Source organism: Gilliamella sp. Occ3-1 (assembly GCF_001690655.1).
In the GTDB taxonomy this organism is placed as follows: Bacteria; Pseudomonadota; Gammaproteobacteria; order Enterobacterales; family Orbaceae; genus Gilliamella; species Gilliamella apicola_P.
In genome coordinates this window covers 1-24,094 of the sequence record NZ_LZHQ01000011.1, presented here as the reverse complement: position 1 = coordinate 24,094, position 24,094 = coordinate 1, and the positions used below count along the sequence as shown (strand labels likewise).

The following is a 24,094-nucleotide window of genomic DNA, read 5'->3' as shown; positions in this document are numbered from 1 at the left end:
AAATTATCGCGAAGCAAAAAGCCTATTAATAGGTTAAGGAGTGAGAATGCGTGTAGATAAAGAGGATCGTTATATATCTGAAAAATCTAATAAAGACATTATACTCTCATTAAAATTATCAAGAATACTGCAAGATTTTCTTAATAAAAAGTTAATCATTGTTATTCTATCAACTGTGGTCATTCTGTTATTGCTTAGCTTGATTTTGTTTAAATCTTCAAAAGAAGATAAACCAACACCATTAACACTGCCGGAGAATAATGGTGTTGCAACATCACAAGTACCAGATGATTTGGTAACTCAAAGTCAAGATGATCTAGCACTGGATGCAGTGCAAATGGATTCAATACAAAATATAGGCTCAGAAGCACAAATTAATCAATCAAGTAACGAGCATTTTGAATTACTTCATGATAAAAATGGTAATTTAGAACCAATCATTAATCAGGAATACACACATGAACTAAACCATAATCAGGCTAAGCCATTAACACGACCAAATATTAATAGCATTGCTAGTTCAGATAACGTTAAAAAGAATGCGAATTCAACTAAAACTGGCACAAATAAAAACAACTTTGATAAAAAAATACCTCATCATAAAACTGATGAAATTGTTACTTCAGCAAATAATTTAAAACTAGACAATAATAGTTATAGTATTCAACTTGCTGCATCAAAATCAGTTGACGGTCTAAAAAAATTGATTAACGAACATAAAATAACTAACTATCAAATTTATGGAACTAAACGTAATAATGAAAAATGGTATGTTCTAATTAAAGGTAATTACTCTTCATCTGAAGAAGCACATAAAGCAATCAAGTCTTTACCGAGTGCACTACAAAAAGACAAACCATGGGTCAAATCTAGTGCAACAATTAATAAAGAAAAAGCCGCAAAATAACCAAGGATATTGTTTATTTATCCGATCAACGACAAATAGGAGTATCCGTTGAAGAAGCAACGAGCCTTTTTAAAATGGGCTGGAGGAAAATATGAACTTGTGGAAACAATTAAACGGTATCTACCAGAAGGCGATCAACTAATAGAGCCTTTTGTTGGGGCTGGTTCCGTGTTTTTAAACACCAACTACAAAAGTTATATTTTAGCGGATATCAATCATGACTTAATTTCATTATTTACATTATTAAAATTAAGTCCAGATCAATTTATCCGTGACCTTAGATTACTATTTGTTGCTCAGAATAATCGTCCAGATGCGTTTTATCAGCTGCGTGAAGTATTTAATGGAAGTAAAGATCAGTATATTAGATCGCTTTTATTTGTCTATTTAAATCGGCATGGTTATAACGGTTTATGTCGTTATAATAACAATGGACTATTTAACGTACCGTTTGGGCGGTATAAAACAATTTATTTTCCTGAAAAAGAACTTTATTTTTTTGCAGAAAAAGCTCAAAGGGCAGAATTTATTTGTGCACCTTACCACGAAGTAATGAAGAAAGCGGCAAAAAATTCAGTAATTTATTGTGATCCACCTTATATACCCCCGAATGAATCAGCTGGATTTACGGCTTATTATTCAAATATATTTGGATTTGAAGAACATAAAAACTTGTCGGAATTAGCTGAAACTATGGCATATAAAAAAAATATCCCTGTGCTTGTGTCCAATCATTATACTGATTACACAATGAACCTATACAGCAAGGCAAGCGAGCTTTATCGAACAGAAATGCGACGTTCAATTAGCTGTGCCGGTAAAGGACGAAAAAAAATTGACGAGATTCTAGCATTATACAAAAAGTCTTAAATAGGCTTGAATATAAGGCAAGTTATTATAGGTAAGTTATGAAAGAATACATTATTGCTCCATCAATATTATCAGCTGATTTTGCTCGCCTTGGTGAAGATACTCAAAAAGTGCTAGATGCAGGAGCTGATGTAATACATTTTGATGTTATGGACAACCATTTTGTACCTAATCTCACAATGGGGTCAATGTTTTGTAAAGCTTTACGAGACTATGGTATTAAAGCCCCTATTGATGTGCATTTGATGGTATCGCCTGTTGAAGAGATAATTACCTCATTTGCCAAAGCTGGCGCAACCAATATATCTATCCATCCAGAAGCTACTGTCCATTTGGATCGTTCATTACAGTTAATTAAAGATCATGGTTGCACAGCTGGTATTGTATTTAATCCAGCTACACCGCTTGATTATTTAGATTATGTCATAGATAAAATTGATATTATTTTATTAATGAGTGTTAACCCAGGTTTTGGAGGTCAATCTTTTATACCTTCAACAATTAAGAAATTACAACAAGCCAAACAGCGTATTATTGAATCTGGATGCAATATTCGGTTAGAAATTGATGGTGGCGTAAAAATTGACAATATTGCCAAAATAGCTAGAGCTGGCGCCGATATGTTTGTTGCTGGTTCAGCTATATTTAGCCAACCTGATTATAAAACAGTTATTGACGCCATGCGTAAAGAGTTAGCAGGAGTTGAACATGAATAAACTAGAAAATATTCAAGCAGTAGCTTTTGATTTAGATGGCACATTAGTTGACAGCGTACCAGGACTAGCATTGGCAACACAAAATATGTTAGCAGACTTGAATCTACCTACAATCAGTAACGAGAAAATCAAAAACTTTGTAGGTAATGGTATTGATATTATGCTAGAACGAGTATTCAAAGCAATTGAAGTTGATTCATCATTAGAACTATTTTCCAAAGCTAAAGATCTATTTAATCAACACTATGATAAAGTCATTGATGCAGAAACAAAACTGTTTCCCAACGTTAAAGAGACTTTAAAAGTACTTCACGATAATAATTATCCACTAGCTTTAGTAACCAATAAACCCGCACAATTTTTGCCTGCTTTGCTGACTTCTTTAGGCATAAAAGAGTACTTTTCATTAGTGCTTGGAGGGGGAGATGTGATTAAACTAAAACCACACCCAGCCCCTTTATACCAAGTAATGGCTAAATTTGGATTGTTTAGTGATCAGTTACTTTTTGTTGGTGATTCAAAAAATGATATTACTGCAGCCCAAAATGCTAACTGTCCAACTGTTGCATTAAGCTATGGTTATAACTATGGCATATCGATCGCCAGTAGCAACCCTGATTTCTTATTTGACGATTTTAAAGACATATTAACATTATTACCTCAGCCAAAAGCTAAGGCAAAAAAATAATTAGCATAGATTAGGAATAAATTATGAGCAAACCGATTGTATTTAGTGGCGCTCAGCCATCAGGAGAACTAACACTTGGTAACTACTTAGGTGCTTTAAAGAATTGGGTCGCTCTGCAAGATGAATATGATTGCATTTATTGTATCGTCAATCAACATGCGATTACCGTACGCCAAGATCCAAACAAATTACGTAAAGCTACATTAGACACACTCGCTCTATATTTAGCTTGCGGTATTAATCCGCAAAAAAGTACCATTTTTGTACAGTCACAAGTGCCTGCACATGCAGAACTCGGCTGGGCATTAAATTGTTACACCTATTTTGGTGAACTTAGCCGTATGACTCAATTTAAAGATAAATCATCTCGTCATTCTGAAAACATCAATGCGGGATTGTTTGATTACCCTGTACTAATGGCTGCGGATATTTTACTCTATCAAGCAAATTTAGTACCTGTAGGTGACGATCAAAAACAACATCTCGAATTATCACGCGATATTGCTATGCGATTTAATGCGCTTTACGGTGACATATTTACTATTCCTGAGCCTTTTATCTCGAAAGTGGGTGCTCGCGTCATGTCACTACAAGAACCGACTAAAAAAATGTCTAAATCAGACGAAACCCGCAATAACGTAATTGGTTTACTCGAAAATCCAAAAGATATCGAGAAAAAAATCAAACGTGCAATGACCGATTCAGATGAGCCACCTGTGGTACGTTACGATCTAAAAAATAAAGCTGGTGTTTCAAACCTACTTGACATTTTAACTGGCGTGACAGGTAAGCCTATCTGCGAACTTGAAAAAGAGTTCGAAGGCAAGATGTATGGTCATCTTAAAACTGAAGTAGCAACACAAGTCATTGATATGCTAACTAAACTTCAAGCAAAGTATCATCAGTATCGAGATGATGAAAGTTATCTAATTTCAATAATGCAAGAAGGAGCAGAAAAAGCACGCTCAAAAGCCGAACCAACTTTGAAAAAAGTTTATAATGCAATCGGTTTTGTATAATTGAAAAATTAATAACTGATTGTTAATAAAAATAAAACAGTATGCAATGGCTTTAATATACAGGGAAAATGGGGAACAATTAAAGCCATTTAAATATACAGGTTAGTTATGAAGATTATTATTCTTGGTGCAGGACAAACAGGTAGTGCGCTTGCTGAATATCTTGTTACCGAAAAACAAAACGATGTCACGGTGATTGATGAAAATTATAATAAATTGCAATCATTACAAGAACGTTTTGATTTACAGGTGATTTGCGGAAAATCATCATACCCACAAGTTTTAGAAAGTGCCGGAGCTGAATCAGCTGATATGCTTGTTGCTGTAACTAACTCTGATGAAGTCAACATGATGGCCTGCCAAATTGGTCATGTCATGTTTAACATTCCACAAAAAGTCGCGCGCATTAGAGCACCTGAATACAATGACGAAAACTACCCTCTTTTCAACAAAGATTGTATAAATATAAATCACATTATTGCTCCAGAAAATCTTATCACCAACCATATTAGTCAATTAGTACAATATCCTGGTTCGCTACAATTTGCATCTTTTTACGACAATCGTGTCTGTTTAGTTGCCGTCACCGCTTATTATGGTGGTGCTTTAGTAGGTAGTGAGTTATCAGAACTTAAAGAACATTTACCGCATGTTGAAGCTCGAGTAGTAGCTATTTATCGTAAAAACCGTTTTATCCGACCGCTTGGTTCAACACTTATAGAAGCGGGCGATATGGTCTACTTTATAACTCCCCCCGTTAATATCAAAGCGGTGACCAGTGAGTTACAACGGTTAGAAAAACCATATAAACGAATAATTATCAGTGGCGGTGGTGGTGTCGCTGTCGCTCTAGCAAAACGTTTAGAAAATAATTATCAAGTCAAATTAATTGAGCGAAATGCCGAACGAGCAGAATTAATTGCCGAGCAACTTGTTAATACAACAGTATTACATGGGGAATCATCGGATCAAGAATTGCTCTCACAAGAACAAGTTGAACTTACTGATCTATTTATCGCTGTTACCAGTGATGATGAATCCAACATCATGTCCTCCATGTTAGCCAAAAGAATGGGAGCAAAAAAAGTAATTGTACTAATTCAACGCCAAGCCTACCTTGAACTAATTAATGATAGTGTGATTGATATTGCGATTTCTCCACAACACGCCACAATATCTGAGCTATTAAGCCATGTTAGACAAACTGGGGTTGTTAAAGTTGTTTCATTAAGACAAGGAGAATCCGAAATTGTCGAAATTATTGCCAATGGTAATAGTGAAACATCAAGACTGGTTGGCAAAAATATTAATGGACTAAAACTCCCATCGGGTGCAACCATTGGAGCTGTAGTGCGTGGAGAAGATGTTATTATCGTTAATACTGATTTAACCATAGAAGACAATGATCATCTAATCATCTTCTTACCAGATAGAAAAGCAATTACTGATATTGAAAGATTATTACAATAGCTTGTTAAAAACAAATAATCAGTTCATAATAAAAATTCATTTTGACTCGGGGTGTTTTTTGTCTAAACAAAAAACTGAGATTTCACCCGTTGAACCTGATCTGGATTATACCAGCGTAGGGAAGTCTAAGCCATAAAAGCCTTAAATTGGCAAATTCTTCCCGACATTTATAAATTAATAAGAAAGGAAGAAATATGTCAGCAGTCAAATCATTCCAAATTACCCAAACCGCTTCTTTTATTAATCACATAAAACAACAACGCCCACTAGTGCATTGCATTACTAATGATGTAGTCCAAAACTTTACCGCCAATGTACTACTTGCTATTGGTGCATCTCCAGCAATGGTGATTGCCGAACAAGAAGTTGCTGAATTTGTCAACATTGCCGATAGCTTACTGATTAATATTGGCACTATTCACCGCAACACAGCCCAAAGTATGCTATTAGCGGCCACCAAGGCACAGCAAACACAAACCCCATGGGTACTCGATCCGGTTGCTGTAGGAACTGCACTTAATTATCGAACTGAAATTGCACATCAATTATTATCATTTAATCCCACAGTAATACGAGGTAATGCTTCAGAAATATTAGCATTAAATGGTCAAAAATCTTTCTCAAAAGGCCCCGACGGTCAAGACACAACTCAATCAGCTTTAAACGCTGCCCAAGAGCTTGCGCAAAAATATCAAACTATTGTCGCAATGACTGGCGATGTTGACTACATAACTAACGGAAATAGCACATATAGTATAACTGGTGGTGATATTACTTTAACAAAAGTAACAGGTACAGGATGTTCATTATCTGCAATGGTAGCGGCTTTCATAGCTAATTCGCCTGACCCATTATCAGCCACTGCCTGTGCATGTTTTATGATGAAAAAAGCTGGTGAACTAGCTAATAAACAACAAGGATTAGGAACTTTCTCGATATCACTATTAGATCAACTCTCAACATTTAACCCATCGCTTTAATAAGGAAATCAAATGAAAAAACGACTGGATTTAACCCTCTATTTAGTCCTTGATCCATTATTATGCGGTGGCATTAATGGCATGGTAAACACCACAAAGATTGCTGTTTCAAATGGTGTGACTGCAATACAGTTAAGATCTGAACGTGAGTTTAGCGGTAAAGATTGGTACTACGCTGCCTTAGCATTGAAAGAAGCATTAAACGACACCTCTGTTCCACTATTTATAAATGACCATGTAGATATTGCTTTAGCGGTTGATGCCGATGGTGTCCATATTGGGCAAAGTGATTTGCCTGTTGATGTAGCTCGACAACTTATCGGCAAAGATAAATGGTTAGGCCTTTCGGTAACTAACCAACAACAACTTGAAGCAGTTCCTTGGCAGCAGGTTAATTATATTGGCATAGGCCCTATCTTCCCAACCACAACCAAAAAAAATGCAACGGTAGCAATAGGAACTGAACAATTAACTGAATTAGTCAAACTAAAACAGTGCCCAACTGTTGCCATTGGTGGTATTGATGAAAGCAATGTAACTAGCATTATTCAAACGGGCATTGACGGCGTTGCTGTAGTTTCGGCTATTTGTGGCAAAAAAGATATTCAACAAGCAACATTATCGCTTATCAACAAAATCAAACAAGCTAAATAGGAAATACGATCATGACAACAATTGCATTAACCATTGCAGGATCTGATCCTAGCGGTGGTGCAGGTATTCAAGCCGATCTAAAAACTTTTTCTGCACTTGGTGCGTATGGTATGTCAGTTATCACCGCCCTAACAGCACAAAGCACCCAAGGGGTTGATGCGGTATTAGCTATATCGCCCGAATTTATTGAAGCCCAATTTAATACACTTTATCAAGATATTCAAATTGATAGCGTAAAAATGGGTATGCTAATGAATAAAGAAATAGTCACAACCGTTCACCACCTACTTAAAACAAACCCTATTCCTGCTATCGTGTTAGATACCGTAATGGTTGCCAAAGGTGGACACCCTCTTTTAAAATCCGATGCTGTAACGGCCATTCGTGAGCTTTTATTACCCCTAGCAACCATTATCACTCCCAACCTACCTGAAGCTGCTGCATTACTTGATTGTGATGAAGCAAAAACCGAAGATGAAATGCAAAACCAAGGGCAAAAATTACTCAAACTAGGTTGCAAAGCAGTATTAATGAAAGGTGGACACTTACCAAGCAAAGAAAGCACTGATTATTTGATCACACACAATAATATAATAAGAATGACCTTTCCACGCATCCAAACTAAAAATACTCATGGAACGGGGTGCACATTATCCGCTGCCATTGCCGCATTATTACCTAAAAACAGCTTACAAAATGCAATAGCTCAAGCAAAAAATTACCTACACGGCGCAATCAGCCATGCCGATTATTTAAATATAGGGAAAGGAATTGGACCAACACACCATTTTTATCAATGGTGGTAATGAGTCTTCAATAATAAATTTTTTATCAAAAATTTTCCAAATATGCTCAAAAATATTATTGATTTTATTTTAAAAAAGAATGAATAATCTAATCTTATTAGTTCGACAAACATTTATGTATGTTTGTCGAAACTATCTTTATTTAAGCATTTTATGCTTAAATAAATATCGAAATGAACTGAATTAATTAAGGATACTAACAAACTGGTAGCCAGCTTCATCAATCGCCACAATAGCTGATTCTTGCGAAATAGAACTATTTTCGATATCAACCTCGCGTTTGGTTAAATCAACGGTCACTTTTGCATTTGGATCAATATCATTAATTGCTTTTGTTATTGCTTTAACACAGTGTTGGCAACTCATATTATCGACTATTAATTTCATAAAAACCTCTCTTTTCAAATTTCTTTTGTTCAAATAAAAAGCAAATATAGCAATTTTTATCACTATTTGATTCAAAATTATTTATTTTTTCCATAAATATGATAGCTTTCGATTACTTTTTGTACATATAAAATAATTATTATGAAAAAAATAAAATATTTTTTACTACTAATTTGCAGTTTAATACTTATAGGCTGTTCTGAACCTAGCTCTATCGACCGTTGGATTGACAATCCTACTGCTAACGAAATAAAAGTCACTATCGATGGTAAAGAACTAACTATCCCTGCCAAATCAGGTGTTAATTATACATTTGAATACGGCAAACATACCTTATCGTATAATAATGACGACTTCAATTTTGTCGTAAAACCGGCTCAATTTGGAGAATCAGGTTTTATTAACCCAACTCAAAGCAACTATTATTTATATACAGTCATCTATTCAACCTCTGAAATTAGTGATGAGGAATACGAAAAGATCTTAAAACAAAACAGAGAAATCAATAAAATCCCAGCCATTATTGATGGTAAAGAGCAAGAAATAGAAATGCCAGCAAAATTAATTAATGATATATTGATTGAAAGGAGTGATTATCATTGGAATTATTCTTATGATCAGGCTTTCCCAGAAGAAATAACCCAAGACCTAAGATTAAAGAAAAACCAATCTTATCAAGAAATTTTTAGAAAATTATATCGTGAAAGCGACTTTATTGAGCTCATAAAAGAAGATGAACAAGAAGACATTAGTTTTCCTTACCAGCCTAAAAAGTTCAGCGAGATAAGCCAATATGTTATTCCTAAGATTAACTTAAATAGCATCAAATGCGAAGAAGGTCGCAAATATATGGAAGGCCTGTTAAATGATTGGAATCACCTTATGACATTAAAAGGTAGTGATTTTACAAAACCATACAATAATTTAGCCTCAAATGATGCAATGGCGAAAAGCTATTCTTCTGTAGACAAATGCACAAAAGAAAACGATCCTGAGCAAAGTTACCGTAAAGAATTAAGGCAATTTGTTGATGCCCTCCGAAGTACTCGCGATGTTAATTTTTATGTAATTAAATAGCATTGCGTTAGTCATTTCCAAAATATAAAAGAGGTTGTTAAACAACCTCACTTTAAAGGTATAAGATTATTTTAAATAGTTTTATACCTTAGCGTTTATATGACAGACTGCATTCCCATATTTTTATCACTATAAAAAATATTTGTTAAAACTGACTTTGTTTAGCTAGTAATAATAAGCGGATGAATAACTAACCATCTGTTATAATTTTATCTATTTTTACTTCATATACTCATAGTTTTAATATATTGAATTGATTATTAAAGGAAATAATTCAACAATGTTACTTAATAACAATCAAAAATTAGGTCTGTTTTGCCTTGCTCTATTTTCGGTTAGTTTCATTATTTTAATGCAAGTGCATTTAATGCCTGCAGTAATTGCAGGCTTATTAACCTATACGTTAACACAAAAATTAGATGATTTTTTATCACAAAAAATGCTACGTTTTAGCCATAGGTCAAAATTAATTTCGGTATTAGTACTTACCACTTTAATTATTGGCATTTTTATTGGTGGATTTTGGTATTTATTTGCTTGGTTTGTCGATATGGCTAAACATCCAACCGAAACGTTAACGAATCTAAAATTATTGGTCAACAATGTAATCAACAGCCTACCACCAAGTATTACCCATTATTTACCTAATGATCTCGATGAAGTTAAATCAACTATAATGATTTATCTTAAAGATCATGTATTTTATCTACAATCTGTTATCAAAAAAGTATTTCATGATTTAATTATATTAATTGTAGGAATGATCATCGGATTAATTTTGGGCTATAAAGAAAATCAACGCAACACTAATCAGAATCAAATTACACAAAGGCCATTAACTAAAGCCTTGAAAAGCAGTCTAAATCGATTAGTGGTGGTTTTCCAATATGTAGCTATCTCTCAAGTTGTGATTGCGTTATTTAATACCGTAATGACCGCCATTTTACTATTTATTATTCTGCCTTTGTTTGGTATTCATTTACCGTTTAGTAAAAGTTTAGTGCTAGCAACATTTATTTTTGGTCTAATACCAATTATTGGAAACCTGATTGTCAATACAATAATCTTTTTTGTCGCATTTACCGTATCATTTTCTGTTTCAATAGTAATTATTGTTTATTTAATTTTAATCCACAAAATGGAATATGTACTTAATGCTAAAATTGTCGGCACTAAAATCCATGCAGGTATCTGTGAATTATTAATTGCGATGCTATTTTTAGAAACTCTTTTTGGTGTCATTGGTTTAATTTTTGCACCTATTTTTTATGCGTTTATAAAATTATCATTAAAGGAGTTACGAATTATTTAAATTTATTCAGATTATGATTTACATAAATTGATAGTTATCTGATTTTTATAAAATAGAATTTCATAGTAAAAAACAAGTTAATTCGTTGAAATATACTCAAAACTTTAAAATTTGTTGAAACATTCAAATAACAATTAAATTTTTATAAAATCAGTCATTAAAAGGAGATTTAGTTAAATTTATTTGGTTTCGGACGTTTTAACTTTTGTGGAAATAAATGCATCAGTGATAACGTCCGAAATCTTACCGAGCAAAAATAAGCAATATTCCGCTAGACTCCGTTTAGCATAAAATTTACTACTTACCAATACAAAACGAACTGAATATACGGCCTAATAAATCATCAGAAGTAAATTCTCCTGTGATTTCGCTTAAGGATTCTTGCGCTAATCTTAGCTCTTCAGCAAGCAATTCACCAGCATGGAAGGTGACTAGTTGGTGTTTACCATTATTTAAGTGCTCGGCTGCCTTTTCAAGTGCTTGAAGGTGACGGCGTCGGGCTAAGAATCCACCTTCAGTGCTGCTAGTAAAGCCCATGGTTTGTTTTAGGTGATCGCGTAATAGTGAAATGCCTTCCCCCGTTCTGGCTGAAAGCTGAATCAGTGAGTAGCCGTTTACTTCGCTATATCCCAATGCTTCACCCGTTAAATCGGCTTTATTACGAATTACAGTTACTGGCATATTTTTAGGTAAGCGTTCAATAAATTCTGGCCATAGCTTTTCTGGGTTGGTTTCTGTTGTGGTTGTGCTATCAACCATGAATAATACACGATCAGCTTGCTCAATTTCTTGCCAAGCACGTTCTATACCAATTCGTTCCACTTCGTCACTAGCTTCTCGTAAACCTGCGGTATCAATAATGTGTAGTGGCATGCCATCAATATGGATATGTTCACGCAGTACATCACGCGTGGTGCCTGCGATATCGGTCACAATGGCAGCTTCACGCCCAGCTAATGCATTTAGTAAGCTTGATTTTCCTGCATTAGGACGCCCTGCTATGACTACTTTCATGCCTTCTCGTAACAGTGTTCCTTGTTTAGCTTCTTGGCGAACTTCGCTTAAACGAGTTATGACTTGGTTAAGCTGTGCTTCTATTTTGCCGTCAGATAAAAAGTCAATTTCTTCTTCAGGAAAGTCGATTGCTGCCTCGGTGAATATGCGTAAATGAATTAAGGATTCAACCAAGGCATTCACTTTTTTAGAAAATACTCCTTGCAAAGATGATATTGCCGATTTTGCCGCTTGTTCTGAGCTAGCATCAATCAAATCAGCAATAGCTTCGGCTTGAGCCAGATCTAGCTTGTCATTTAAAAATGCACGCTCTGAAAACTCTCCCGGCTTTGCAATACGGATGTTAGGAAGTTCTAATATACGCTTTAAAAGTAGATCCAAAATAACTGGACCACCGTGCCCTTGTAATTCAAGTACATCTTCGCCTGTAAAAGAGTGTGGATTTGGGAAAAACAGCGCAATACCTTCATCTAAAATTGAACCATCAGTAGCTAAAAAAGGAAGATAATGTGCATACCTTGGTTTGGGTATTTGCCCTAATACTGCCTGAGCCACGGCTTGGGCTTGGGGTCCAGAAATGCGCAATATACCTACGCCACCACGACCTGGTGGTGTTGCTTGTGCAACAATTGTGTCTGATTTCATATTTATCTGTAGCTGATTTAAATTTTAATAGTTAATGATATCATGGACGCACGGCAAAAACAGTAGTTACCCGTGCTTTTGCCGTGATGCGCCGATGATTTTAGTTAGATGGTTGACTGGGTAATTGGTTTTCAGAGGTTTTATTATCGCTTGGATGGTCAAATAACCAAGAATTTGCTAGTGCTAGGGGTTCTCTTATTAATGCGATATATTTATCGCCATTAGTTAAATCTAATGGCGCCGCTAAGCCTGATACTTCGTTAATTCCTGAACGTTTAGCAAGCATTAGCGATCGCAATAAATGAAAATCATTGGTTACCACAACCGTTTTTCCTAAGGGTAATATACGATTTGCATAGATAAATTGTTGGGCTGTTCGAGTTGATTTGTCTTCTTGATAAATTCGATTAGCATCGATCCCTTTTTCAATTAAATATTGAGCCATTACACTAGCTTCAGTTGCAGATTCGTCTTTGCCTTGTCCACCACAAACAACAACTTTGGTTTGTGGGTTATTTTGTAAATAATTTATGGCAATATTTAAACGCTCGGCTAAAGTAGGTGGAGCTATGGCAGGTGTATTAATAACTTGTGATCCCAATACAACTACGGTATCGGCATTTTTTATTGGTTTTTGTAACGAAGAAATATAAATCGCAATGTTAGCAATAATGAAATAGGCTAATATTAAGGCTATACCATACTTTATTGATTTTGCTATCATCCATTTTTTCCTTTATTTTTTATAACAATTTTCAAAATGATCGTTAACTAATCCCATGGACTGCATAAAAGCATAACAGATGGTAGAACCAACAAATGTAAATCCTTTGTTTTTTAGCGCTTTTGACATTTTTTCTGATATATCAGTACTTACGGGAACTTCGCTTTTGTCGTTAAAGTGGTTAATAATTGGTTTATTATTAACAAAAGACCAGATAAATTGCGAGAAATCTTCACCATTTTTTTGCATGTTTAAATAAGCATGAGCATTTTTTACAATGCTATTTAGCTTTAAACGATTACGAATTAGTCCTTTATTTTTTAAAAGATGTTCAATATCTTCAGGCGTTAGCTGAATAATTTTTTGTGGGTCGAAATTAAAAAAGCAACGTCGATATTCATCTCGTTTTTTCAGAACAGTGATCCACGATAATCCCGCTTGTTGCCCTTCAAGGCAAATTTTTTCAAATAGTTTAAGGCTATCATATTGGGGGTTGCCCCATTCGTTATCGTGGTAATGAATGTATATTGGGTCATCCAAAACCCAACTACAGCGTACTTTGTTGTTATTTGTCATCAAATTTTATCTAATTTATCCATTATTGATTATGCTTTATCGTGATTTATATTTTTTAAGCTTCGATTAGTTGAATTATAAATCAAATAAGTAGTTTTGTTACATACATTAAATTTTTTTATGATGAAAAAAAAGCCTTTTTTTTGTGGCAGAATGAATCTCACGTTTTTAACTTAAATCAATAAAAGATAGATTTTTTATTTTCTAACTTAATTTAATAATAAGGTTTTTCCATGAGTCAGTCTGTAATCAACGCGGAATGGCAGCCTAGTGCTCGACCATTAAATCGGCAGGATTTTAAAACGTTAGTTTTGTCCTCTTTGGGTGGTACATTAGAATTTTATGATTTTGTTATTTATGCGCTTTACATCGATACCATTGTAAAACCACTATTTTTACCGTATTTTTTATCGCCATTAACGTTAGATTTATTTGCATGGGGTATTTTTGCTGCTGGTTATTTGGTTCGTCCTGTTGGTGGCATAATTATGGCGCACTTTGGTGATAAAGTGGGACGTAAGCGAATGTTTACCTTAAGCGTGGCTATGATGGCATTACCTACATTTATCATTGGTGTTTTACCAACTTATGAAGTGATTGGTATTTTTGCACCTCTGTTATTATTAGTGATGCGTATGCTTCAAGGTGCTGCTATTGGTGGTGAAATGCCAGGAGCTTGGGTGTTCATTGCTGAACATGTGCCAAAGCAACGTTATGGTTTAGGTATCGGTACGTTAACTTCAGGTATTACTGGCGGTATTTTACTTGGCTTTATTGTGACTATCATTATTGATCTTTGTTTTACCACCGTAAATATTTTAGATTATGCTTGGCGTATTCCGTTTATTATTGGTGGTATTTTTGGCGTTATTTCGGTTTATTTACGTCGATTTTTATCTGAAACACCTATCTTTAAAGAGTTAGCGGCACGCAAAGCAATTGAAAAGAATATTCCTGTCGTTACCGTGCTTCAAAAACATAAAACAGCTTGCCTAATTGTGGCTCTTTTGACTTGGTCATTGTCGACGGCAATTATGGTGGGTATTTTGATTACACCGGGTCGTATTGTTGGTGGCATGTACCATTTTGCTAATCTTGATTGGCGTATTGGTGGTTGTATTGCTGCACTAACTTTGACTATCGGTTGCGTTATTTTTGGTTGGTTAGAAGATAAAATAGGTACAACCAAAACAATGCTAATTAACTGGGGCGGACTTGCTATTATGAGCATTGTATTTTATAGCTCTTTGTCGCCAGATATGTCCTTAACTAAACTTTATTCGCTTTGGGCTGTATTTGGGCTATTTATTGGTTCTGTTGCAATGACAGCAATAGTTGGTACAAGAGCTTTCCCTCCTGCGATTCGTTATTCGGGTTTGTCATTTTCGTATAATTTAGCCTATGCGCTATTTAGTGCATTTACACCAACATTAACCATTTATCTATTAAGCCCTGAACATTTATTAGGTCAATATAGTTATCTTGGTGCTGGTATTTACATCTCTTTTGTAGCGTTAATTGCGGTTGGGGTCGGTTTCTTTCCTTTAGCTAAAAATGGCTGGCAAAGTGATGCAAATCATTAATCGATAAAAGCCTAAATAATAAAAACATTAATTATAAAAATATTAGGGCGTGTTGATCTTTCGTGATTATTTTTTAGACGGCATGATGTGAGTTATAATAATTCTGCAAAAAAACAACCATAACTCGATTCATCATGCCAAGAACTGATCCTCGCCAAAATATTAGACAGTGCCCACCTCTATTCATAAAGTTTTCTACTTATTCTTTGGTTTCGTAAATACGGTTTAATTTGAAACTCCATTGACAGAACTAATCCAAGCTCATCTTTCAGGCAGCTTATTGAACTTTGATATCAAACGAGGGTTATCTGTACAGCAGGAAAGTTGTGCCTAAAACAGGGAAATGGCAATAAATAGTAACTTATCTAGAGGTATTTAGATCTAAATATAAGCCCAAATGCCTCAAAAAAGCGCGGTTAAAAATTTAGTTTGAGTGAAGCTTTACTGTACAAAGGTCTCAATAAAAATCAAAGTAGTTTATACATATAGTAATTTATCAGTACCTGATTTTCTCTGGATATTTTGTTAGCCCGCTTTATTTTAAAACCCCATTTTTTGAAAATTGGCATGGCCACTTTTGAAGCATCTACACTTAATTGTGTAAGCTTTTTCTGGTGGGCCAAGTCAAGCACATGGTCATAGAGTTTTCTAGCTATGCCACGCTTTTGAAAGTCAGGATGCACATACAGACAGTCTATGTAACCATCATCTCCAAGTTCAACAAACCCCGCAAGGCTTGAGCCAAAGATAGCCATCCAAGGCTGAGTGTTATTTAAACGTTCTAACCACTTCTGATAATCTGGTGGTGTTGAGCACCATGCTTCTTGCTGTGCTTTGCTGTAAATATCGGTATCAATAGCATGAATAGACGAATGAAACAAATCGCATATTTCAGAGGCATAGAGTGAAGAGTATGGTTTTACTTCGATTTTAGATGCAGCATTACCCAATTTGTTTCCTATTTTCATTATGATTTGCTCTAGCAAGACTTTGCACTTCAATATCGCCAACATTGACAAGGCTGGCTTCCGTATTAATAGCTTCGTGAGTATCCACATCAATAGCTAAGTCTGCTTTGCGCCATGTTCTGCTTTCTTACTTTACATTTACCAAAGACTTTAAGGTCTGTCGAATCAATAACGAAATATCGAATAGCCCTCTCGTTTTATTGCTATATTTGGTGTAAATTGTCTTTGAACTTTTACCTATATTAGTGTAACATCCATTGGCTTGAAAGCCAATTCAAAAAAACCTTGCAGTGCAGGTAACGGCATAGAGAAAGTCCCCTCCATCATCAAGGCAGTTTCAATCGCGGTATTAGAGTACTGGAAGCCTCTGATCCTCGCCAAAATATTAGACAGTGCCCACCTCTATCATTTTTTCGTTTTGGTAATATTGTTGTTCATATTGTTCAGGTGATACCCAGGCATTGGCTGAATGACGGCGTATCCGATTATAATAGATTTCAATATATTCAAATAGTGCTTTATTAGCCTGCTTCCTCGTTTTGTAGTAACAGTCATGAATAATATGTATTTTGAGTGTATGAAAAATGTAACTCTCCCCTAAAATAATACAGCAGGGCATCCTCTTAATACAACAAACCCTAAAACAGCCGATACAAGTCCCAATAAAACGCTCCAGACAGCACCTTGAATGAACAGATATATTGTTAAACCGAGCAAACCAAATCCAATACATCCTCGTAGTAAATGCCTTAATACAGAACTACTTCTAAACATGACATTACCTCTTAAAATTATTTAATTTAAATTTCATTTTATTTACATTTTTCTCTTAATGGTGATATCAATGAGAGATATCCTGTAATATGTACTTCCTCAAAGTAAACTGTTATTCATCATTATATCAAGGAAGTAGCGAGTGGATTTTTTAGCTAGTTTATTTTTCTTTTCATAATTGAACGCATAGGGCAAAATCCTATAGTTCCAGTACAAACCAGAATTATTCCTGTTGCGATAGCAATCCACATTACTAGGGCTGTTGGAGCAAAAAGAAAGCCTAAATAAGCAATACAGGCACCAATAATAATTCGACATAAACGCTCAAAACTTGGAATATTTTTTTTAAAACTCATATTTTTTTCCTCTTTAAAATTAGATTTAATAATGAACTACTCTAATAAAGAGTCGACAAAATCAAAAAAAGATTCAAAAAATTTTCATTTAAATGGATTTTAATTATCAAATTAGCGGAATACATTGAATTAATGTCTTTTATTTAAGTTTATAGGTATTTCAAATTAGGAGTGAATTTAGGTAAAGGATAGTTATAAATAATTAAAAAATTAATTGTAATTGATTAGGGGCTGTTGATCTTTGCTGTACATAAATTACTCAACAATACATTGGCAGCCACATTAACATAAATGCCAGTGATACCATACTGGTATAATTCTTTTCTAACTTATCGTATCTAGTTGATATTGAACGATATTGATTGATTCTAGCAAAGGCATTCTCGACTAAATGACGATAGCGATAAAGGCACCTATCCATACTGCTTTTATCTATATCCTTACCATAATTACGTTTAGCAATCACCGTTCGTCCGCCTTTTTGACGAACAAAGCACCGAAAAGGCTCGCTGTCATAACCTTTATCGGCTATCACTGTATTCACCTCATCGAGCTTTTCAACTAGGTTTTCTGCATAAGTGATATCATGTCGTTGCCCTTCAGAAAGCTCAAAACAAATAGGCAAACCACCACTATCAACCGCAAGATGAATTTTAGTTGAATTACCACCACAGCTCTGACCTATTTGCTCACAATGCTCCGTTGCAGCGCCTGTACTATGTTGATGAGCCCTGATAATCGAGCCATCTAGGAACACCCATTCAAAATCCGCTAGTTGTGATAAATGTTTGAAAATATCAACTAATATTCCTTTTTTAGACCACAAATTAAATCGTCTATAGACGGTGCTCCATTCACCAAACTCTTCTGGCAAATCTCGCCAAGGAATACCGGTTCTCATTCGGAAAAGGATCCCTTCAAACGTCATCCGATGCTCGGATTTATTATAAACTCGGCCGGTATTTTTCATTATTTGTAGTAGCTTTTCCCACCGTTTATCTGTTAGCATTGTTCTTGGCATGATGAATCGAGTTATGGTTGTTTTTTGTAGAATTATTATAACTCACATCATGCCGTCTAAAAAATAATCACGAAAGATCAACACGCCCTAATATATCATTAATATAATTATCATCTTAAATGATAGTGTCATTAAAGTTTCTCCATGGGTGGTTATTTCTCATCGCTTTTTGATAATTACCTGGAGTTACCCCGAAATTTCGACGGAAAATAGCAATAAAGCCACTAATATTATCATAACCTAAATTTAAAGAAATTTCTGTGATAGGTCTGCCCGCAACAAGCAACTCTAAAGCTTTTAACATACGTAGTTTCTGTCGCCATTCTGTGAAATTAAATCCAGTTTCATTTGTAAATCGACGAGTTAATGAGCGTCGAGAAATCCCAGCCCAAACGCTCCATTCATTAATGTTTCTATCGTCACTAGGATTATTAGACAAAGCTAAAGCAATTTTTAACAAACGAATATCTTTTGGCATTGGGAGTGCTATCTCAACTTGAGGGATTATACTAATCTCGTCGACAATCACTGCCATCAATCGCTTATGCTCGGGTTGCAATTCTGAATTATTCCATGTCATGGTTCGGGTAATTGCTTCACGCAATAGACTAGATAATTCTAGCATGCAGGGTTTATTCGGCAGATTATTACATTCGCTTTTTTGTATATAGATACTCCATCCGTGGAATGGCCCATGTGATCCGAGAAGAGAATGCTGTGTATCTGGAGGTATCCATATACCATGAGTTGTGGGTATTACCCATTGACTACTTTCCACTTCAATTGAAATTAAACCTTGTAATGTACCAGCTAGTTGTCCTCTCGAGTGATGATGAAGTTCTGTTACTTTCACTGATGGGGATTTGAGTGATGCCGATATAATCATAGGTTCGTTATCAGAAGAAGCGACCTCTGGAGAAATGAGTGAAATATTCATTTATATGGCCTCTAAGTAATATTTTGTGGCTGGAATTAGTTAGTAATTTTTTGTTTTACTAACTATCCTAAATTAGCCCAACTTAATTCAAATAAAATAAATATAACTATATATATTAAAAATAAATTAGCAATAAATCATGAATGATTTAAAAAAAATATTATTTAATATAATTGATTGAAATAATTAATGTTATATATATTTTTAGTAGCTAGCTGTCTAGAAAGAGGTATAAAATGAAAGGAAAACATGTTTTATTTGGCATAAGCCCTTTTAATTCCAAATTTAATGAAAATTACATTAAAAATATGTTGGAGTGGGGGTTTGATAATTATGATCATGTAGATGTTTTACATCCACATGAAGAGGCTAAGTATCTTTTAATAGGAGCTGGAGATAATGAGGTAAAAGCACGTAAAAAATCACGAAAAGAATTTTATCGAATTGAAAGAGCTATTAATAATTATTTATCAATGTCTAGTCATGATTTTTTTGCAAAAAGAATATTAAAATTTTCCGATTTTTATGCTGACGAATTGTATAAAAAAATGTAGAGATAATAAAAGAAGATTTTAAAAATAATGAGAATTTTCACTCATTATGTATAACTCAGCCATATAAAGCTATTTTGAATAGAAAAAACGCCATCAGTAAAACATCTGAAATAAAAGAACAGGATATTATTATTGCTACAGAATATATAATAAGAGAAATTCCTTTTATTATTTCCCCTTCTTTATTGTCATCTTCACTAACTAGTCTGCATATATCTTATTACTGTTCATGGCCAATAGCTGATTATGTTTATGCTGGAAAGTTAAGTATCAGCCCTAGTTCAGATACAAAAATTATTGTTAAAGATCATTCAATTTAATTATTAAGTAATATGGAGGTAATATGTTGACTATGAACAATCATTTTCCAGGAGTGTTGTCTGATGAATATGGACAAGATCCATACAAATATATTGATTTATTGGATAAAACGGAGAACGTTATTTATGACAAAACTTTAAATGCGCATTTAGCTATTAGTTATGATGCTGTTCGTAGCATACTTGGAAATTCAGTATTATTTTCAACAAAACCTTTATCTAAAAGAGCTGAGCCAGTAATGAGGGGAAAAGTTCTGGCTCAGATGGAAGGTAATGAACATAAAATAAAAAAGAGCATGCTCTTACATCAGCTTACCGGTCGTGTGTTGAAAGATTATTATCACCCCAAACTGACAAATCTATGTGATTCATTGTTAACAGAAATTATAACTAAGAACAAATTTGATTTTATTTCTGATTTTGGTAATAAATATGCTTTATTAACAACATTCAATATCATTGGTATTGATTATAATAAATTAGACTGGTATCTAGAAAGATTAAAACTCATAGTTCAATTTGCGACTGGGTTTAATCTTTCAAAAGAGACTGAAGATATCGCACTATTTGCATCTGAAGAATTGGAAAAAGTGATATTGGATTTAATCGATGAACGTAAAAAGTGTGCTGGAGATGATATTATTTCTTTTATTATTCATAATAGTAATGAAAGTGAAATATTAAGTGATAGTGAGATAGTCGCACTTTCATTAAACATTTTACTTGCAGCTTCAGAACCAGTTGATAAAGTTTTAGCAAATTGTATCTATCACCTTTATAGAAATGAATCTTATATTGATCTAGTTATCTCCAATGATTGCAGCACTAATAGTATCTTGCAGGAAAGCTTACGAATTACACCACCTGTTCATTTAATTCCACGCCAAGTCGAGGATGATAGTTGTGTTGAAGGTGTTAACTTAAAAAAAGGAGATTTAATATTTTCCTTAATACCATCAGCAAATAGAGATGAAAAATATTTTGAACACCCAAACACATTCAATCCACGAAGAGAATTTAAGGGACATCTTTCATATGGAGTGGGAATTCATGCTTGTATTGGTGCTCAATTTGCAAATATGCAATTAAATATCGCCCTTCAAAAATTAGTTTTAATACTTAAAAATTATAAAGAAATTACACCGCCAACGTTCGGTGGAATATATACACGAGGCGCAACTCAATATAATCTGGAAAGAGTTTAATATGAAGCAATCGATTGACCTGACAACCTCAGAAAGAAAGTTAGTGTTTGCTATGACACTATCTAGTATATTGCCATTATTAGATAGCAGTATTGTTAATGTTATTTTACCCTCAATTTCGAATGACATTAATACCTCTTATGCTTATATGCAATGGGCTGTTACCATATATATGCTTGCTTGCGCAGCTGGCATATTACTATCACCTTATGTACATGAAAATTTTGGACTCAAGAAAGCATGGGTATGCTCAATTTTTGTCTTTCTTGTTGGTTCTATATTAGTTGGATTTTCATATAATCTGGTTTCTTTAATCTTGTATAGATGTCTACAAGGTTTTGGTGCAGGAATTTTAATTCCTATTACTCAATCTACAATAGCAACTTATTTTGGTAAGGAAAGACTAAAGCCGGTTATGGCATTGATTGCTATTCCGTCAGTCTTTGCCCCTGCACTAGGGCCAATTTTTGGAGCAATCATATCAGAACAGTTAAATTGGAGAATAGCTTTTTTTATCAACATACCTTTAGTACTTATGGCTTTTTTATTTGGTAGAACGACAATGCCTGATAATAAAACGTCTAAATACAATATGAATATTTATGTATTAATGACATTTTTAATTGCTTTAATAATATTTTTCATCTCTATTAAAAATATCACTTCTGGGCATTTTTTTGATATTTTTAATATTATTATGCTAGTTTTAGGTATTGGTTTGATGCTGGTTTCGCTTATTATTAATAACAAGTCAAACAGTAAACTGATCGATTTAAGTTCATTTAGTTGTATTCAATATTCGTTCGCAATAATTATGGGATTTCTGACGTCACTTATCTTTTTTGGTTTCATGATTTTTTTTCCTTTAATACAAGCAATAAATGATAATATATCTATTACATATATTGGTATGTTGCTAGCTCTACAAGGTGTAGGTGCCTGGTTGGCTAGAAAATTTATTTATAAATCTCTAAGTGAGATAAATTCATTTCTAATTATTGGTGTAGGATTAATAATATCAGCAATAAGTATATTAATAATTCAAGTAGGTGGCAACGCCTTTGAAATTATCGGTTTTACTGTTCGAGGTTCCGGATTAGGCGTCGCCACGATTGCTGTTCTCTCTTCTCCATTTGAGTTCTGTGATAAAAATCAAATTAAGGACACGAGCGCTATCACGCGTGTTACACAGCAAATTGGTGGTGCATTTGGAGGCGTACTATCAGGAATATTAATCAACCTCACTCAACATCAAATAATTTCAATAAACTGCGCTTATCAGGCAATGTTTTTTGTGTCTCTGGCTTTTGGTTTTCTAGCGGTTATTGTCTATATTTTCTTTGGCCGAGTGAATACAAGGATTTAGCATACAAAAAAACGGAACATGTGAGTTCCGTTTTTTTCGCTTATTCAACGATACTGCTAAGCCACTTATTCAGTATTGAACAATTGAATGAACTATAAAGAGTCTCAACCGCTGACGCAGGTTTCAACTTGAATAAGGTATTTTTTCTGTTTAAACTAATTTTCTAAACCACTTACACAGTGTAACGGTATACTTTTCTTGCAGATATTCTTAGCGGTATGAAAAAGCATCTGTAAATACCCCAAACTTAATACACAACTCACGTAGAAAATTAAGCTGCCTGTTTTAATGTTTTATACTCGATCGGCGTCATATTATTTAGTGCTTCATGAGGCCTTTCGGTGTTATAAATCGTTAACCATTCTTCGGTTATTCTCTTTGCTTGCGCTAGGTTGTTAAAAAGATATAAATCTAACACTTCAGTTCGATAAGTCCGATTAAATCGTTCAATGTAACCATTTTGATAAGGGCTACCGGGTTTGATGTAATCTATAGTTATACCATGTGTTTTTGCCCAATTAGTAAACGTGTTTCCGGTGAATTCTGGTCCATTATCGACTCGTATTTTTAATGGATACCCATTATATTCGGCCAGTTTATCTAAGTAACGGGTAATCCTTCCTGCTGGTAAGCTTATTGCAATATCAATCCCTAACGCCTCACGATTAAAGTCATCAATGACATTGAATGTCCTAAAGCGACGTTGATTACGGCTACTGTCACTCATAAAATCCATTGACCAACATTCACCTTGTTTATTAGGAGCCAATAGCTTTTCTGGAGTTCGTGGGGGGATACGTTTTTTACGCTTTACCCTGAGATTAAGTTTCAACTCACAATACACCCGATACACCCGTTTATGATTCCATTTATAGCCGAGCTTTCTGATACGATTAAAGCATTTAGGAAAGCCCCAGCGCAAATGCCGGTCAGTGATAGCATTCAACACCGAAACAATCACCGAATCATCCGGTAACTTAGGTTGATAATAGTAAGCACAACGGCTTAAGCCAACAATGGCACAACTCATAGCAATAGTAACCGAATGATTTTGTTGTAGTTGCTGTGCCCACGTTTTACGTGCTTTTGTGGGCACTACAGCTTTTTTATGATTTCTTCCTGAAGCTGGGATTTTAAGCTCAGTTCGGCAAACATCTGTTTAAGC

26 protein-coding genes, 2 pseudogenes and 1 riboswitch are annotated in these 24,094 nt (G+C 34.5%); of the genes and pseudogenes, 16 read left to right on the top strand and 12 right to left on the bottom strand.

The annotated features are described in order from the left end of the window. Positions 1 to 46: 46 nt before the first annotated feature. From A9G43_RS03365 to thiD, 9 genes are all read left to right on the top strand, one after another. Positions 47 to 907: an SPOR domain-containing protein gene (locus tag A9G43_RS03365; protein WP_065606627.1), complete on the top strand. Its 861-nt coding sequence runs from the start codon at positions 47 to 49 to the stop codon at positions 905 to 907. Positions 908 to 955: 48 nt separating this feature from the next. Continuing rightward, a complete protein-coding gene (locus A9G43_RS03360; protein WP_065606625.1) occupies positions 956 to 1,777 on the top strand; it encodes a Dam family site-specific DNA-(adenine-N6)-methyltransferase in 822 nt (273 codons plus the stop codon). 38 nt (positions 1,778 to 1,815) lie between these two features. Beyond that, positions 1,816 to 2,493: a ribulose-phosphate 3-epimerase gene (gene rpe / locus A9G43_RS03355; protein WP_065606623.1), complete on the top strand. Its 678-nt coding sequence runs from the start codon at positions 1,816 to 1,818 to the stop codon at positions 2,491 to 2,493. Further along, complete coding sequence (locus A9G43_RS03350) at positions 2,486 to 3,181, top strand: phosphoglycolate phosphatase (protein WP_065606621.1); 696 nt, start codon at positions 2,486 to 2,488, stop codon at positions 3,179 to 3,181. Before rpe ends, A9G43_RS03350 begins: the two co-directional genes overlap by 8 nt. A 23-nt stretch (positions 3,182 to 3,204) precedes the next feature. Next, the gene (gene trpS, locus A9G43_RS03345; protein WP_065606619.1) at positions 3,205 to 4,200 is read left to right on the top strand and encodes a tryptophan--tRNA ligase; all 996 of its coding nucleotides are present in this window, start codon (positions 3,205 to 3,207) and stop codon (positions 4,198 to 4,200) included. Between the two features lie 108 nt (positions 4,201 to 4,308). Continuing rightward, positions 4,309 to 5,670: a Trk system potassium transporter TrkA gene (trkA, locus tag A9G43_RS03340; RefSeq protein WP_065606617.1), complete on the top strand. Its 1,362-nt coding sequence runs from the start codon at positions 4,309 to 4,311 to the stop codon at positions 5,668 to 5,670. A gap of 37 nt (positions 5,671 to 5,707) precedes the next feature. Beyond that, positions 5,708 to 5,809: riboswitch (TPP riboswitch) on the top strand. Between the two features lie 55 nt (positions 5,810 to 5,864). After that, positions 5,865 to 6,650 carry a hydroxyethylthiazole kinase gene (gene thiM / locus A9G43_RS03335; protein WP_065606615.1) on the top strand — a complete coding sequence of 262 codons (786 nt, stop codon included), beginning with the start codon at positions 5,865 to 5,867 and terminating at the stop codon, positions 6,648 to 6,650. A gap of 12 nt (positions 6,651 to 6,662) precedes the next feature. Continuing rightward, complete coding sequence (gene thiE, locus A9G43_RS03330; protein ID WP_065561333.1) at positions 6,663 to 7,304, top strand: thiamine phosphate synthase; 642 nt, start codon at positions 6,663 to 6,665, stop codon at positions 7,302 to 7,304. 11 nt (positions 7,305 to 7,315) lie between these two features. Then, positions 7,316 to 8,110, top strand: a complete 795-nt coding sequence (gene thiD, locus A9G43_RS03325) for a bifunctional hydroxymethylpyrimidine kinase/phosphomethylpyrimidine kinase (RefSeq protein WP_065606613.1) — start codon at positions 7,316 to 7,318, stop codon at positions 8,108 to 8,110. A gap of 183 nt (positions 8,111 to 8,293) precedes the next feature. Here thiD and A9G43_RS03320 read toward each other — a convergent pair whose 3' ends face one another. Then, on the bottom strand, positions 8,294 to 8,497 hold the full coding sequence (locus tag A9G43_RS03320) for a heavy-metal-associated domain-containing protein (RefSeq protein WP_065606611.1): 204 nt from the start codon (positions 8,495 to 8,497) through the stop codon (positions 8,294 to 8,296). 141 nt (positions 8,498 to 8,638) lie between these two features. Between A9G43_RS03320 and A9G43_RS03315 the strand changes: the two genes are divergently transcribed. Then, a complete protein-coding gene (locus A9G43_RS03315) occupies positions 8,639 to 9,574 on the top strand; it encodes a hypothetical protein (RefSeq protein ID WP_065606609.1) in 936 nt (311 codons plus the stop codon). Between the two features lie 280 nt (positions 9,575 to 9,854). Further along, the gene (locus tag A9G43_RS03310) at positions 9,855 to 10,886 is read left to right on the top strand and encodes an AI-2E family transporter (protein ID WP_065606608.1); all 1,032 of its coding nucleotides are present in this window, start codon (positions 9,855 to 9,857) and stop codon (positions 10,884 to 10,886) included. Between the two features lie 297 nt (positions 10,887 to 11,183). Here A9G43_RS03310 and mnmE read toward each other — a convergent pair whose 3' ends face one another. The 3 genes from mnmE to A9G43_RS03295 all read right to left on the bottom strand — a co-directional run bounded on the left by mnmE (position 11,184) and on the right by A9G43_RS03295 (position 13,845). Next, positions 11,184 to 12,545 (bottom strand): tRNA uridine-5-carboxymethylaminomethyl(34) synthesis GTPase MnmE, encoded by a 1,362-nt coding sequence (gene mnmE / locus A9G43_RS03305; protein WP_065606606.1) that lies wholly within the window; start codon positions 12,543 to 12,545, stop codon positions 11,184 to 11,186. A gap of 100 nt (positions 12,546 to 12,645) precedes the next feature. Continuing rightward, positions 12,646 to 13,269 (bottom strand): YdcF family protein, encoded by a 624-nt coding sequence (locus tag A9G43_RS03300; protein WP_065606604.1) that lies wholly within the window; start codon positions 13,267 to 13,269, stop codon positions 12,646 to 12,648. A gap of 12 nt (positions 13,270 to 13,281) precedes the next feature. Next, a complete protein-coding gene (locus A9G43_RS03295; RefSeq protein WP_065606602.1) occupies positions 13,282 to 13,845 on the bottom strand; it encodes a DNA-3-methyladenine glycosylase I in 564 nt (187 codons plus the stop codon). Positions 13,846 to 14,078: 233 nt separating this feature from the next. Here A9G43_RS03295 and A9G43_RS03290 point away from each other — a divergent pair, with 233 nt between their 5' ends. Then, positions 14,079 to 15,428 carry an MFS transporter gene (locus A9G43_RS03290; RefSeq protein WP_065606600.1) on the top strand — a complete coding sequence of 450 codons (1,350 nt, stop codon included), beginning with the start codon at positions 14,079 to 14,081 and terminating at the stop codon, positions 15,426 to 15,428. Between the two features lie 467 nt (positions 15,429 to 15,895). Here the strand turns inward: A9G43_RS03290 and A9G43_RS03285 are convergent, their stop codons facing one another. The 7 genes and pseudogenes from A9G43_RS03285 to A9G43_RS03270 all read right to left on the bottom strand — a co-directional run bounded on the left by A9G43_RS03285 (position 15,896) and on the right by A9G43_RS03270 (position 19,484). Continuing rightward, the gene (locus A9G43_RS03285) at positions 15,896 to 16,396 is read right to left on the bottom strand and encodes a GNAT family N-acetyltransferase (RefSeq protein ID WP_218058601.1); all 501 of its coding nucleotides are present in this window, start codon (positions 16,394 to 16,396) and stop codon (positions 15,896 to 15,898) included. A 25-nt stretch (positions 16,397 to 16,421) separates the two neighbouring features. Next, positions 16,422 to 16,771: pseudogene (locus A9G43_RS11230) on the bottom strand (transposase); the annotation flags it as partial. A 10-nt stretch (positions 16,772 to 16,781) separates the two neighbouring features. Next, a pseudogene (locus A9G43_RS10675) lies at positions 16,782 to 16,979 on the bottom strand (IS3 family transposase); the annotation flags it as partial. Positions 16,980 to 16,993: 14 nt separating this feature from the next. Beyond that, positions 16,994 to 17,170: a hypothetical protein gene (locus tag A9G43_RS10985; RefSeq protein WP_176701690.1), complete on the bottom strand. Its 177-nt coding sequence runs from the start codon at positions 17,168 to 17,170 to the stop codon at positions 16,994 to 16,996. A 155-nt stretch (positions 17,171 to 17,325) separates the two neighbouring features. After that, a complete protein-coding gene (locus tag A9G43_RS03280; RefSeq protein ID WP_034915691.1) occupies positions 17,326 to 17,526 on the bottom strand; it encodes a YgaP family membrane protein in 201 nt (66 codons plus the stop codon). 259 nt (positions 17,527 to 17,785) lie between these two features. Continuing rightward, a complete protein-coding gene (locus tag A9G43_RS03275) occupies positions 17,786 to 18,547 on the bottom strand; it encodes an IS5 family transposase (protein ID WP_065606598.1) in 762 nt (253 codons plus the stop codon). Positions 18,548 to 18,662: 115 nt separating this feature from the next. Continuing rightward, on the bottom strand, positions 18,663 to 19,484 hold the full coding sequence (locus A9G43_RS03270; RefSeq protein WP_065606596.1) for an AraC family transcriptional regulator: 822 nt from the start codon (positions 19,482 to 19,484) through the stop codon (positions 18,663 to 18,665). Positions 19,485 to 19,720: 236 nt separating this feature from the next. On the opposite strand from A9G43_RS03270, the gene A9G43_RS03265 reads away from it, so the two are divergent. The 4 genes from A9G43_RS03265 to A9G43_RS03255 are packed head-to-tail and all read left to right on the top strand — an operon-like array spanning position 19,721 to position 22,929. Next, complete coding sequence (locus A9G43_RS03265; RefSeq protein WP_065606595.1) at positions 19,721 to 20,038, top strand: tRNA-dependent cyclodipeptide synthase; 318 nt, start codon at positions 19,721 to 19,723, stop codon at positions 20,036 to 20,038. A gap of 2 nt (positions 20,039 to 20,040) precedes the next feature. Next, entirely contained in the window at positions 20,041 to 20,358 is a 318-nt protein-coding gene (locus A9G43_RS11350) for a tRNA-dependent cyclodipeptide synthase (protein WP_141673845.1), read from the top strand. A gap of 23 nt (positions 20,359 to 20,381) precedes the next feature. Continuing rightward, on the top strand, positions 20,382 to 21,563 hold the full coding sequence (locus tag A9G43_RS03260) for a cytochrome P450 (RefSeq protein WP_065586986.1): 1,182 nt from the start codon (positions 20,382 to 20,384) through the stop codon (positions 21,561 to 21,563). A gap of 1 nt (position 21,564) precedes the next feature. Next, entirely contained in the window at positions 21,565 to 22,929 is a 1,365-nt protein-coding gene (locus A9G43_RS03255) for an MFS transporter (protein ID WP_065606593.1), read from the top strand. 271 nt (positions 22,930 to 23,200) lie between these two features. Here the strand turns inward: A9G43_RS03255 and A9G43_RS03250 are convergent, their stop codons facing one another. Then, positions 23,201 to 24,025, bottom strand: a complete 825-nt coding sequence (locus A9G43_RS03250; RefSeq protein WP_081298005.1) for an IS3 family transposase — start codon at positions 24,023 to 24,025, stop codon at positions 23,201 to 23,203. Between the last annotated feature and the right edge of the window lie 69 nt (positions 24,026 to 24,094).